The sequence below is a fragment of the Variovorax pasteuri genome (assembly GCF_051216435.1).
GTDB lineage: Bacteria > Pseudomonadota > Gammaproteobacteria > Burkholderiales > Burkholderiaceae_C > Variovorax.
Genome location: NZ_JBPJZS010000001.1, coordinates 509,381 through 521,860 on the forward strand (window position 1 = coordinate 509,381; position 12,480 = coordinate 521,860).

A 12,480-nucleotide genomic window follows, 5' to 3' on the forward strand; every position below is an offset into this window, starting at 1 on the left:
GCAATGGCGTCCTTCAGAACGATCGGGGCAGGCCCAGCATGTGCTCTGCTACATAGCTGAGGATCAGGTTGGTAGAGATCGGCGCCACCTGGTACAGCCGGGTCTCGCGGAACTTGCGCTCGATGTCGTATTCGCATGCGAAGCCGAAGCCGCCGTGGAACTGCAGGCAGGCATTGGCCGCCTCCCAGCTCGCCTTGGCCGCCAGGTACTTCGCCATGTTGGCCTGCGCGCCGCAGGGCTGGTGCGCGTCGAACAGGCGGCACGCTTCGTAGCGCATCAGGTTGGCCGCCTCGATTTCGATGAAGGCCTCGGCAATCGGAAACTGCACACCCTGGTTCTGCCCGATGGGCCTGCCGAACACCACGCGCTCCTTGGTGTAGGCGGTGACGCGGTCGATGAACCAGTAGCCGTCGCCGATGCACTCGGCCGCGATCAGCGTGCGCTCGGCGTTCAGCCCGTCGAGGATGTACTTGAAGCCCTGGCCTTCCTCGCCGATGAGGTTGCACGCCGCAATCTCCAGGTTCTCGAAGAACAGCTCGTTGGTCTCGTGGTTCACCATGTTCAGGATGGGCCGCACGGTCATGCCGTGGCCGATGGCTTCGCGCAGGTCGACGATGAAGATCGACATGCCTTCGGACTTCTTCTTCACGTCGGCCAGCGGCGTGGTGCGCGCCAGCAGGATCATCAGGTCCGAATGCTGGATGCGCGAGATCCACACCTTCTGCCCGTTGATGACGTAGCGGTCGCCCTTCTTCACCGCCGTGGTCTTGATCCTGGTGGTGTCGGTGCCGGTGGTGGGCTCGGTCACGCCCATCGACTGCAGGCGCAGCTCGCCGCTCGCGATGCGCGGCAGGTAGTCGCGCTTCTGCGCCTCGCTGCCGTGGCGCAGCAGCGTGCCCATGTTGTACATCTGGCCGTGGCAGGCGCCGGAGTTGCCGCCGCAGCGGTTGATCCCTTCCATGATGACCGAGGCCTCGGTCAGGCCCAGGCCCGAGCCACCGTATTCCTGCGGGATCAGCGCGGCCATCCAGCCGGCCTTGGTGAGCGCGTCGACGAACTCGGCGGGGTAGCCGCGCGCCTCGTCGATCTTGCGGAAGTAGGCGTCGGGAAACTGCGCGCACAGGTCGCGCACGGCGTCGCGGATGTCGGGGTGGTTCTTGTCGTTGGCGTTGTTCATCGGTCGTTACTCGTCAGTCGTGGCGTGGGCCGCCGGCTTCCTTCTCCACGCGTTGCCAGATCTCGATGGCCATCGGGTCGTCGATCTCCTCGAGGATGTGGCCCACCAGGCCGATGGCGCGCGCCATCACGCCGAAGCCGCGAATGATCTTCCACGGAAAGCCGAACTCCGCCGCAATCGCGCCGATGGCACCGGTCGCGTTGATCGGCAGCGATTTGCCCGACACGCGCTCGGCCTCTTCCTGCACCGCCTGCAGCAGCGCCACGTAGTGGCTCGAGAGGCCGTTCTCCGCCGCAATCTGGAACAACCGCGGCGTGCGCGGGTCGATGGGCTTGTGCAGCGGATGGCCCAGGCCCGGCACGATCTGCTTGCGCGCGCGGTGGTCGGCCACGATGTCCCGCGCCATGTCGGCCAGCGGGCGCGTGGGCTTCTCGCCGAAGGGAATCGCCTCGTAGAGCATCCGGGCCGCGCCTTCGGTGCTGCCGACGAACACAGTACCAAGGCCGCACAGGCCGGCTGCCACCGCGGCTTGCAGCGCCTCGGGGGCGCCCGCGTAGGTGAGCCGCGCGGCCAGTGCGCTGGGCGTGATGCCGTGCTCCACCAGCGTGACGACGATGGCGTTGAAGGTCACCGACTCCTGCGGCGTCGGGATGCGCCCGGTCAGCTCCAGGAAGGCCATGTCGCCCAGGTTCAGGTGGCCGAGGATCTCGGAGGGCAGGTCGCGCCCGCGCACGGTGATCTTGTCCGGCGTGCTGTGGCCCAGCTCGGTGTGCAGGGATTTCTTGATTTTCGTCATGGCAACGAATCTAGCCCTCCAGCGCGCGAGAAGGTTCTCTGATTGCGAAACCCTCCCTTCGGCAAATGCAAATGCCCGCCGCCGGGGTCTTGGGGCACGCTGCGGTTCGTCTTTGCAACGCAACGAGGCAACCTCACACATGGACTCCGAATCACTCGCGGCAGTGCGCGAAGCCGCCCTGGACTACTTCGTGCGCAGCCGCGCCATCGCCCGGCGGCGCAGCCGCACGGAGCAGCCGCATGCCGACGAGGCCGAAGGCTGGCGCCACATCGCCGAGCTCGGCTGGCCCGGCATGCTGGCACCCGAATCGGCCGGCGGCCTGGCGCTGGGGCTCGACGGCGCCGCGGAAGTCTTGCGCGCTGCGGGCGAGCACGTGGCGCCCGAGCCGCTGCTGGCCGTGGCTGGTCTCAGCGCGCTGCTGCTGGCACGGCTGGACACACCGCCGGCCCGCAGCCTGTTGGTGGAACTGGTCGCCGGCCGCAGCCTGCCCGCGCTGGCTTGGCAGGAGAGTGCCGGGGACCTGAGCGCGGTGCCGCTGGCCTGCGGTTGCGAAGCGCGCGGGGGCCACGCCGGCGGGGTGCTGCTGCAGGGCGAGAAGCTCATGGTGCTGCCCGGCGCGGCCGCGAGCGGCTGGCTGGTGTCGGCGCGCGGCAACGACGACGCGGTGCTGCTGTGGGTGCCGCGCGGCACCGAGGGCGTGACGGAAACCCCGGTGCCGCTGGTCGACGGCGGCCAGGCCTCCAACCTGCGCTTCGAGCAGGTCGAGCTGCCCCCCGGTGCGGTGCTGGCCGAAGGCCCGGCCGCGCAGGACGCGCTGCGCCATGCGCTCGCGGCCGGGCAGATCCTGCAATCGGCCGAGCTGCTGGGCGCAGGGCAGGCCATGCTCGCGCAAACGCTGGCCTACCTGCGCACGCGCTCGCAGTTCGGCAAGCCCATCGGCAGCTTCCAGGCGCTGCAGCACCGCTGCGTCGACATGTTCATTCACCTCGAAGTGGCGCAGGCCACGCTGAACGAGGTGCTGGCGCTGGCGGGCAAGGGGCTCGCACCGCAGCGGCTCGAGGCCGAGGCCAGCCGCGTGAACGCACGCTGCACGGCGGCCGCGCTGCAGGCGTCGCGCGCTTGCGTGCAACTGCATGGCGCCATCGGCTACACGCAGGAGTGCGACCTGAGCCTGTTCTACAAGCGCGTGCTGTGCCTGTCGGCGTGGCTGGGCAACGCCAGCGCGCACCAGCGCCGGCATGCGGTGCTGGCCGGCGAGGCCGAGGCGGCCACCGGCGCCGCCACCTGGACCGGCGAGTTCCCGCGCACTGCCGACTGGTCCGCGATGCCCGAGGCCGATTTCCGCCGCATGGTGCGCGCCTTTCTGCAGCAGCGCTACCCGCAGGCGCTGCGCTACCTGTCGCACCGCGCGCGCTGGAGCGAGATGCGCGACTGGTACCTCACGCTGTCGGCGCAAGGCTGGATCGCCCCCGCCTGGCCGCAGGCGCACGGCGGCATGGGCCTGCCCGCCGACAAGCTGATCGCCTGGATCGAAGAGCTGGAGCAGCACGGCGTGGCGCGTGCGCCCGACCAGGGCATCGTGATGATCGGGCCGCTGCTCATCCAGCACGGCACGCCCGAGCAGCAGCAGCGCTTTCTGCCGCGCATCCTGAGCGGCGAGAACATCTGGTGCCAGGGCTACTCGGAGCCCAACGCCGGCTCCGACCTCGCGGGCCTGCGCACCGAGGCGCTGCCGGCGCGCGACGCGCAGGGCGAGCATTTCGTCGTCAACGGCCAGAAGATCTGGACCACGCTCGCGCAGGACGCCGACCACATCTTCATGCTGGTGCGCACCGACAAGGACGCACGCAAGCAGGAGGGCATCAGTTTCCTGCTGTGCGACCTGCGCACGCCGGGCGTCACCATCCGCCCGATCCACACGCTCGCGGGCGAGCCCGAGTTCTGCGAGGTGTTCTTCGACAACGTGCGCGTGCCGGCCGAGAACCTCGTGGGCAAGCTGCATGGCGGCTGGACGATTGCCAAAGCGCTGCTGGGCTTCGAGCGCATCTTTCTCGGCAGCCCCAAGCAGTCGCAGTACGCGCTGGGCCAGCTCGCGCGGCTGGCGCAGGCGAGGCGCCTGTTCGCCGACCCGGTGTTCGCGCAGCGCTTCGCTGCGCTGCGGCTCGACGTGCTCGACCTGTCGGCCGCCTACACCGGCTTCGCGAACATCGTGCGCGCGAGCAAGCCGCTGCCTGCGTCGGTGTCGCTGCTGAAGATCTGGGCCAGCGAGACCTTTCACCGCATCGGCGCGCTGCTGGTCGAGGCGGGCGAGGAGCAGGGCGCCGTCGCCGGCGACCAGTTGCTCGACGGGCAGACCTTCAACGTGCTCTCGCCGCTCATCGGGTCCACGGCCGCAATGATCTACGGCGGCACCAACGAGATCCAGCGCAACATCCTCGCCAGGCAGGTTCTGGACCTGCCGGCCTGAGCGATGCAGCCGCCGAAGAATTCATAACAGGAGACAACGCTCATGACATCGATTCACATCTCGCGCCGCCACCTCATGGCCGCGATGGCAGGCGGCGCGGCCCTCGCTGCACTGCCTGCCGGCGTGCTCGCGCAGCAACCCTTGCCCCCTCTGCCGTCTCTCATCAAGCTGGTGGTGGGCTACTCCGCCGGCGGGCCGGTGGACGGTGCGGCCCGCCTGCTGGCCCCCGCGCTGAGCCAGGAGCTGGGCACGCAGGTGATCGTGGACAACCGCCCCGGCGCGAGCGGCTCGCTGGGCGGCGACGCCGTGGCCAAGGCCGCGCCGGACGGGGCGATGCTGTTCTTCGGCGCCAGCCCGACGATCACCATCAACCCGAACGTGCAGCGCAGGATGGCCTTCGACCCGATGAAGGACCTCACGCCCCTCGCGCCGCTGGTGGACTACACCAACGTGCTCGTCGTCAACAACGACGTGCCGGTGCGCAACGTGGCCGAGCTGCTGGCCTATGCGAAGGCGCGCCCCGGCAAGGTGTTCTACGGCTCGGCTGGCGTGGGTGCGTCCAACCACCTGAGCGGCGCGCTGCTGGAGAAGATGACCGGCGTGCAGATGACCCATGTGCCCTACAAGGGCAGCGCGCCGGCGCTGGCCGACGTGATGGGCGGCACCGTGACCATGATGTTCGACATCATCGCCACCTCCAAGCCCTTCATCCAGTCGGGCAAGGTGCGCGCGCTGGCCGTGACCTCGCGCCAGCGCAACCGCATGCTGCCCGACGTGCCGACCATGGTCGAGTCGGGCGTGCCGGGCTACGACGTGGGCGGCTGGTTCGGCCTGTACGGCCCCGCGCGCATGGACCCGGCGCTGGCCGCGCGCATCAACGCCGCCGCGCAGAAGATGCTGGCACGCGAAGACATCGCGAACCGGCTGCGCGAGCAGGGCTACGACGTGTGGTCGGGCGCGGCCGAGGTGCTGGCGACCAAGGGGCAGTCGGACCGCAGGCTCTGGGCCACGGCGTCCAAGGGCATCGAGGCCGAGTAAGCGATGCAGCGCATTCATCACCTGCTGGAGGCGCGCGCGGCGCGCACGCCCGACACGGTCTTTCTGTTCGAACCAGGCGGCACGACGACCTATGCGGCCTTGCAGGCGATGGTCGACGCGGCCGCGCAAGACCTGCGGGACGCCGGCGTGCGGCCGACCGACCGCGTGGTGCTGGTGGCGGAGAACTGCGCCGCCCACATCGCGCTGATCATGGCCTGCAGCCGCGTGGGGGCGTGGTCGTGCGGCGTGAATGCGCGCATGTCGCCGGGGGAGATTTCGGCCATCGTCGATCGGGCCGATGCGCGGCTGTGCTGTTTCACCGTCGCCGCGTCGGAGGCTGCCGAAAGGCATGCGCAACGCGCCGGTGCACAACCCGCCGCGTTGCCGGGCGTGATGCGCTCGGCCGTGCGTGCCCAGGCGCGCACCGAGCCCGACGCCGCACTCGCCGACACCGCCGCGATCATCTTCACCTCCGGCACCTCGGGCACGCCCAAGGGCGTGATGGTGTCGCACGGCGGCCTGCTGCACTTCGGGCGCGTGTCGGCGCAGGTGCGCGCGCTGGGCGAGCGCGACCGGGCCTATGCCTTCCTGCCGATGACGCACATCTTCGGCATCGGCACCGTGCTGATGGCCGCGCTCACGGGCGGTGCGTCGCTGGTGCTGCGCGGCAGCTTCTCTCCGGCCGACATGCTGCAGGCGCTGGCGCACGAACAGGTGTCGAACCTGCTCGGCCCGCCGACGATGTATGCGCGCCTGCTCGCGCACATCGAGGCCGAGGGCGCCGCGCCGCGTTTTCCGCAGCTTCGCTATGTGTACACCGGCTCCGCGCCGCTCGACCTGGCGCTCAAGCAGCGGGTGGAGGCCTTGTTCGGCCAGCCGCTGCACTACGGCTACGGCCTGTCGGAGTACGCGGGCTCGGTGTTCCTCACGCGCACCGAGGCGCCGCGCGCGGACACATCGGCGGGCTACGCGGTGGCGGGCGGCGAGGCCCGCATCGTGTCCGTCGACGGCCACGATGTGGCGCCGGGCGACACCGGCGAGATCTGGCTGCGCGGGCCGGGCCTGATGCTGGGCTACTTCCGCGACGCGGCGGCCACTGCGCAGGTGATGCGCCCCGGCGGCTGGTACGCGAGCGGCGACCTGGGCCGCTTCGACAGCGACGGCGCACTGTTCGTGGTCGGGCGGCTGAAGGAAATGATCATCCGCTCGGGCTTCAACGTGTACCCGGCCGAGATCGAGGCGGTGATCGGGCGCTTCGGCGGCGTGCACCTGTGCGCGGTGGTGGGCGTGCCCGAGGCCGACGGCAACGAGCAGATCGTGGCCTTTGTCGAGCTCAAGCCCGGCGCGTTGCTCGACGAGGCGGCGTTGCGTGCCCATCTGGTCGAGCACCTCTCGCCCTACAAGCGGCCGGCGCGCATCGAGGTGATCGACGCGATGCCCACCACGGCCAACGGCAAGCTGCTCAAGCGCGAGCTGCAGGCGCGCTGCCGCCTGCCCTGAGGGGGAGGCCCCTCGGGTCTTCGGGCGTTCTCCTGCACGCAGGCGCGCCGGCGTCCTCCAGTCCGGGGCCGGCATGCGCGCCATCGTGGGGGCTTCTACAAAGGACAACCCACCATGGCCGATGACCTGAGCAAGCGCGGGCCGCAGGATGCCGCCCGCATCAACGTGAACGAGCTGCACGAAGTGCGCTACTGGACGAAGACACTGGGCGTGACCGAAGCGCAGCTGCGCTCGGCCATCGCCGCCGCCGGCGTCGAGGTGAAGGACGTGCGCACCTACCTCGGCAAGCCCTGACTTCAGCGGACCGGGCGCGGCCGCGTGCTTCGGGCGGCCATCGTAGGCACGCTCCTACACCCGTGGCCAAGGGTGGGCACGATACTTGTATTTCCCCCTCTCGTTTCAGGAAGTACACCGTGACCGTGCCGATCAACCTTGCACCCGTGGCCGCCGCGCGATGAAAGCTTCTCCCAGCGCGCGCAGCTGGATCGCCGCCGGCGTGCGCCACGAACTTTTGACCCGGGCCTTGCCCGCCCTGCGCCACGACATGGCGGCGCCCGTTTCGGTGATCCGCATGGCGCTGCTGATGCTCAAGCGCCAGGTCGCCGCGCCCGCCATCGACCCCAAGGCCTGCGAGGAACGCGTGGCGCTCATCGACAACCAGGTGAGCGAACTGGTCGAGGCCATTCGTTCCCTGCGTGACTGGGAACTGGCCACGACCGACGACGGCATCAGCCGCAGCGCGCTGGTGGCGCAATGCGTGACGCTGATGCGCGCCGCCTTCGACCTGCACGGCGTGTCGCTCGAGACCGACGACGCGCTCGCGCCGCAAGAGGACGAACAGCGCTGGCCCGCCGCCGCCGCCTTGCGCTATTTGTTCCTGGGGTCGCTTGGCTACCTGCACGACAGCGTGGAAGACGCCGGCGCCATTCGCGTCGAGGCGGACGGCGCCAATGCGCTGCGCCTCACGGCCGTACCACGCGAGCCGGGTGCCACGCATGCGGTGTTCGAAGCACACCGTGCGCCGCGCGCGCTGGCCATCGACGCGGTCGCGCTGCAGAACCTGGCCGAAGACCTCGGCTATGCCGTGACGCTGGAGGCGGACAGCGTGCGCCTGGTCCTGGCCACCGGCAACTGAGCCTTGCTGTTGCCGGCGGGTTTCGTCGTGCCCTTGCGCGAGGGCAGGGCCACCCGGGTGGCGCGCCGCTCGCGCGCCTGGCCTTGGCGTTGCACCTTCAGGAAGGCCAGCATCCGGCGCTCCGCCGCATGCAGCCCGCGTGAGGTACGGGCCTTGCTGCTGCCGCCGATCTTCTCGAACAGCGCGCTCGTGGCCTCGTCGCCGTCCGACAGCGCGCTGCCCAGTGCCAGCACCGCAGGGTGCACATAGGCCTTCTTGCACACGGCCGGGGTGTTGCCCAGCTGCTTGGCCACGGCCGCCAGGATGTCCTTGGCCGTGTAGCGGGTGCCATCCGCGGCGGCGCGGCCGGGCTCGCAAGCCAGCCGGGTGAGCTCCAGCGCCTGCACGGTGCCGTGCCAGGTGCGGAAGTCCTTGGCGGTGAAGCGTTCGCCGCGCGCGGCCTCGGCCAGGTAGTCGTTCACGTCGGTGGACGACACGCTGTGCGGCGTGCCGTCGTCGTCCGCGTACTGGAACAGCGTCTGCCCCGGCAGCTGCTGGCACTGGCGCACCACCCTGGCCACGCGCGGGTCGTCCAGCCTGGCGTCGTGCATCACGCCGCTCTTTCCCCGAAAGCGCAGCCGCAGCGCCTGGCCCTGCACCGCCGCATGGCGGTTGCGCAGCGTGGTCAGGCCGTAGGAGCCGTTGGTGCTCGCATATTCCTCGTTGCCCACGCGCAGCAGGGTGGTGTCGAGCAGGCGCACCACCGCGGCCAGCACCTGGCTGCGCCCGGGCGTCTTGCTGCCCCGGGGCAATTGCAGGTCGCGCGCCACGCGGGCGCGGATGCGGGGCAGCGCCAGCGCGAAGGCCTCGAGGCGCTCGAACTTGCTCTCGTCCTTCATCGAGCGCCAGTCGGCGTGGTAGCGGTACTGCTTGCGCCCGCGCGCGTCGATGCCGGTGGCCTGCAGGTGGCCGTTGGGCAGCGGGCAGATCCACACCTGGGTGTAGGCCGGCGGAATGGCCAGCATGCGGATGCGCGAGATCTCGTCGACATCGCGCAGCCACCGGCCCTTGGCGTCCCGGTAGCGAAATCGCTCGCCCTGTTTCAGGCGCTGGATGCCCGGCATGTCGGGGTTCACGTAGACCAGCCCGTTGGCGATGGGCGTGGGCTTCGACGGGGGCTTGGCAGCGGGGGCGGAAGAAGCGGTGGTGGCCGGCATGGGGTGAGATGGTGAAGCTGTTGAAGCGACAACCCGCTTGTGCCAGCACCGACAATGGCCGCCTGTAGGACGCCGCAAGAGCCGGCCGTGCGCTGGGCGCGCTTGTTGCTTTTGCCGTCGCATCCCCTTTTCTTTTCTTTCGATCGACCACCCGAATGACTTCCCTCGCGTCTTGCGTCTTCACCGCCCGCTGGCTGGCAGTGCCCGCCGCGGCACTGCTTCTCACCGCGTGCGCCTCCACATCCACGTCCACCCCGGCAGCATCGGCGCCGGCGCCGGCCGCACCCGTGAAGGTCAAGGTCTTCGTCGCCGCCATGTTCGAGATCGGCCAGAACACGGGCGACCGCGCCGGCGAGTTCCAGCACTGGTACGAGCGCTACTGGAAGGGCGCCAGGCCCATCGCCGTGCCGGGCGCGCTGCAGCCCGTGTACTGCAACGCCGACGGCGTGTGCGGCGCGGTGCTGGGCATGGGCAAGGTCAATTCGTCGTCGTCGATGCAGGCCATCCTGCTGAACCCGCAGCTCGATTTCTCGCAGGCCTACTACGTGATTTCGGGCGTGGCCGGCACGCCGCCTTCGCGCGGCACCATCGGCGAGGTGAGCTGGGCGACCTGGCTGGTCGACTACGACCTGGGCCACCGCTGGGCGCCCGAAGAGAACAAGGCCGGCGAGCCGACCTTCATGCCGCGCAAGGGCTACGAGGACTACCGCCGCTTCCGGCTCAACCCCGACCTGGTGAGCTGGGCCATGAAGCTCTCGGGCGACACGCCGCTCAAGGACTCCGAGTCGGCCCGCAAGTACCGCCTGCGCTACCCCGACGCGGCCGCCCGCCGCGCGCCCTTCGTGGGCACCGGCACGCACATGACCGGCGACACCTTCTTCCACGGCCCGGGCATGTCGAAGCAGGCGCAGTACATCGCGAAGCTCTACGGCGCGGACGACTACGTCATCACCGAGATGGAAGCCGCCGCCATCACCCTCGTCATCAAGCGCACCCACGGCACCGACCGGGTGATGAGCCTGCGCGGCGCGGTCAACTTCGACCAGGGCAGCCCGAAGGAAACCACGCTGCAGCACCTGGACCCGGCGCCGGGCGAGACGGCGGGCGGCTTTGCGGAGACGGTGGAGAACATCGAGCTGGTGGGCAGCCGCGTGGTGGACCACATCGTCGCGAATTGGCCGACGTGGTCGGTGGGCGTGCCCAAGCCCTGAACACCGCCGCTCAAGGCGCCGCAGCTTGCAGGTGCCAGGTCACCGTGAAGTCGAACGGTGTCCAGCGGCTCACGGCAACGCCCGCCTGCCGCAACCCGCGTCCGGTCCAGGTGTTGCAGGTCTCGAACAGGTTGTAGCCGCCGTTGGCTTCGTAGAAGGCGTCCTGGTTGTCGTAGTGCGCGCCTGCGATGGGCGTGGCCCGGCCCTGGGGCAGGGCGACGCGAACGTAGCCGACCAGCTGCGCGTACTGGGCCTGCGACAGCGGCAGGGCGTAGGCGCCGCGCCCCAGTTGCCCGCGCCGCAGGTAGCTCACATGCATCAGCGCGCGGTTGCCGCCCGACAGCGCCCCGAAGGCGCGCGACGCCGTCAGGTCGGCCCAGGTGGGCGTGTTCAGGTAGAACTCGCGGTCGCCCCAGCCGATGGCGATGAACTCGGCATCGGGCGGCGGCGCGCGAAAGTCTTGCAGCGGAAACACCTGCAGCCAGTCGACGGCAGCCGAGCGGATGGGGAACACGTAGTCGGTGTGCACGCCGTTGCTGAGCACCCAGGCCTGCACCTCGGGCGCGGCCTTGCCTTGCTGCGGCTTCGCGTTGGCTGGCCAGAACATCAGCGCGCAGGCCGTGGCCACATAGAGGCCGACCAGCGCCACGAAGCCCAGCAGCGTGAAGGCGACGCGTCGAAGCCAGCGTTTCACTGCGGGTCCGTTCAGAACAGCGACGCCGTGGTCGCCACCGGCTCCGTCGCCGCACGCCCGGGGCCGGCCGGCGCCTGCGCCTCGGGGCTGCCCGCCTTGGCCAGCGCTCCCACGCGCACGCCCAGCAAGCGCAGCGGCCGCTCCAGCGGCACGCGCTTGAGGCACTGGCCGCCGGTCTGGCGGATGGTCTTCGCGTCGGCGGTGAAGCGCTCGATGGTCTGGTCGCGCGTGGCGATCTTGAAATCGTCGTAGCGCAGCTTGATGCCGATGGTCTTGCCCACATAGCCCTTGCGCTGCAGGTCTTCGGCCACCTTCTCGCACAGGTGCGTGAAGATCGCGCCCAGCTCGGCGCGGTCGCGCACCGCGTGCAGGTCGCGCTCGAAGGTGGTCTCGCGGCTCATCGACACCGGCTCGCTCTCGGTCACCACGGGCCGGTCGTCGCGGCCCCAGGACACCTCGTGCATCCAGGCGCCGGTGGCCTTGCCGAAGGTGGCCATGAGCCAGTCGCGGTCGCGCGCGGCCAGCTGGCCCACCGTCTCGATGCCGAAGCGCTTGAGCTTCTCGTCGGCCTTGGGGCCGATGCCGTTCACCTTGCGGCAGGGCAGGGGCCAGATGCGGCTTTCCAGGTCGCCCTCGTACACCACCGAGATGCCCTTGGGCTTCTCGAACTCGCTTGCCATCTTGGCGATGAGCTTGTTGGGCGCCACGCCGATGGAGCAGGTGAGGCCGGTGGCGTCGAGGATGGCCTTCTGGATCAAGCGCGCCAGCGAGCGCCCGCCGTCGCGCTGGCCGCCGGGCACGTCGGTGAAGTCGATGTACACCTCGTCCACGCCGCGGTCTTCCATGAGCGGCGCAATCTCCAGGATCACCTGCTTGAAGGCGCGCGAGTAGCGCCGGTATTCGTCGAAGTCCACCGGCAAAATGATGGCCTGCGGGCACAGCTTGGCGGCCTTCATGAGCCCCATGGCCGAGCCCACGCCGAACTGGCGCGCGGGGTAGGTGGCGGTGGTGATCACGCCGCGGCCGGTGTAGTCCTTCAGCCGGGGAAACGAATCGACCGGAATGTCGGCCAGCGTGCCGCCATCGGGCAGGTCGCGGATGGCCTCGTCCACGCGGCGCCGCCCGCCGCCGATCACCACCGGCAACCCCTTGAGCTGCGGATAGCGCAGCAGCTCGACGGAGCCGTAGAAGGCGTCCATGTCGAGGTGCGCGATGCGGCGGATGGGAGGAGACGGGGTCTGGGAACTCACGGCAACAATTGTCTCC

At 69.9% G+C, this 12,480-nt stretch carries 11 protein-coding genes; 6 read left to right on the forward strand and 5 right to left on the reverse strand.

What is annotated here, in order from left to right:
• Positions 1-13 precede the first annotated feature (13 nt).
• Entirely contained in the window at positions 14-1,177 is a 1,164-nt protein-coding gene (locus tag ACSFBM_RS02335; RefSeq protein WP_435482955.1) for an acyl-CoA dehydrogenase family protein, read from the reverse strand.
• A gap of 13 nt (positions 1,178-1,190) precedes the next feature.
• Positions 1,191-1,973, reverse strand: a complete 783-nt coding sequence (locus tag ACSFBM_RS02340; RefSeq protein ID WP_435482956.1) for a citryl-CoA lyase — start codon at positions 1,971-1,973, stop codon at positions 1,191-1,193.
• A 139-nt stretch (positions 1,974-2,112) separates the two neighbouring features.
• Between ACSFBM_RS02340 and ACSFBM_RS02345 the strand changes: the two genes are divergently transcribed.
• The 5 genes from ACSFBM_RS02345 to ACSFBM_RS02365 all read left to right on the forward strand — a co-directional run bounded on the left by ACSFBM_RS02345 (position 2,113) and on the right by ACSFBM_RS02365 (position 8,113).
• The gene (locus ACSFBM_RS02345) at positions 2,113-4,440 is read left to right on the forward strand and encodes an acyl-CoA dehydrogenase family protein (protein ID WP_435482957.1); all 2,328 of its coding nucleotides are present in this window, start codon (positions 2,113-2,115) and stop codon (positions 4,438-4,440) included.
• A gap of 42 nt (positions 4,441-4,482) precedes the next feature.
• Positions 4,483-5,478 carry a Bug family tripartite tricarboxylate transporter substrate binding protein gene (locus ACSFBM_RS02350; protein ID WP_435482958.1) on the forward strand — a complete coding sequence of 332 codons (996 nt, stop codon included), beginning with the start codon at positions 4,483-4,485 and terminating at the stop codon, positions 5,476-5,478.
• A gap of 3 nt (positions 5,479-5,481) precedes the next feature.
• On the forward strand, positions 5,482-6,978 hold the full coding sequence (locus ACSFBM_RS02355) for a class I adenylate-forming enzyme family protein (protein WP_435482959.1): 1,497 nt from the start codon (positions 5,482-5,484) through the stop codon (positions 6,976-6,978).
• Positions 6,979-7,092: 114 nt separating this feature from the next.
• On the forward strand, positions 7,093-7,272 hold the full coding sequence (locus ACSFBM_RS02360; protein ID WP_435482960.1) for a DUF3606 domain-containing protein: 180 nt from the start codon (positions 7,093-7,095) through the stop codon (positions 7,270-7,272).
• 160 nt (positions 7,273-7,432) lie between these two features.
• Positions 7,433-8,113, forward strand: a complete 681-nt coding sequence (locus tag ACSFBM_RS02365) for a hypothetical protein (RefSeq protein ID WP_435482961.1) — start codon at positions 7,433-7,435, stop codon at positions 8,111-8,113.
• Here the strand turns inward: ACSFBM_RS02365 and ACSFBM_RS02370 are convergent.
• Positions 8,056-9,309: a DNA topoisomerase IB gene (locus ACSFBM_RS02370; protein WP_435482962.1), complete on the reverse strand. Its 1,254-nt coding sequence runs from the start codon at positions 9,307-9,309 to the stop codon at positions 8,056-8,058. The genes ACSFBM_RS02365 and ACSFBM_RS02370 overlap by 58 nt on opposite strands.
• 155 nt (positions 9,310-9,464) lie before the next feature.
• Between ACSFBM_RS02370 and ACSFBM_RS02375 the strand changes: the two genes are divergently transcribed.
• Positions 9,465-10,520, forward strand: a complete 1,056-nt coding sequence (locus ACSFBM_RS02375) for a purine-nucleoside phosphorylase (RefSeq protein WP_435482963.1) — start codon at positions 9,465-9,467, stop codon at positions 10,518-10,520.
• A gap of 10 nt (positions 10,521-10,530) precedes the next feature.
• Here the strand turns inward: ACSFBM_RS02375 and ACSFBM_RS02380 are convergent, their stop codons facing one another.
• Both ACSFBM_RS02380 and ACSFBM_RS02385 read right to left on the reverse strand, forming a co-directional pair.
• Positions 10,531-11,214, reverse strand: a complete 684-nt coding sequence (locus tag ACSFBM_RS02380) for a TIGR02117 family protein (RefSeq protein WP_435482964.1) — start codon at positions 11,212-11,214, stop codon at positions 10,531-10,533.
• Positions 11,215-11,225: 11 nt separating this feature from the next.
• Positions 11,226-12,464, reverse strand: coding sequence for a DNA polymerase Y family protein (locus tag ACSFBM_RS02385; protein ID WP_435482965.1), 1,239 nt, complete (start codon positions 12,462-12,464; stop codon positions 11,226-11,228).
• Positions 12,465-12,480 lie beyond the last annotated feature (16 nt).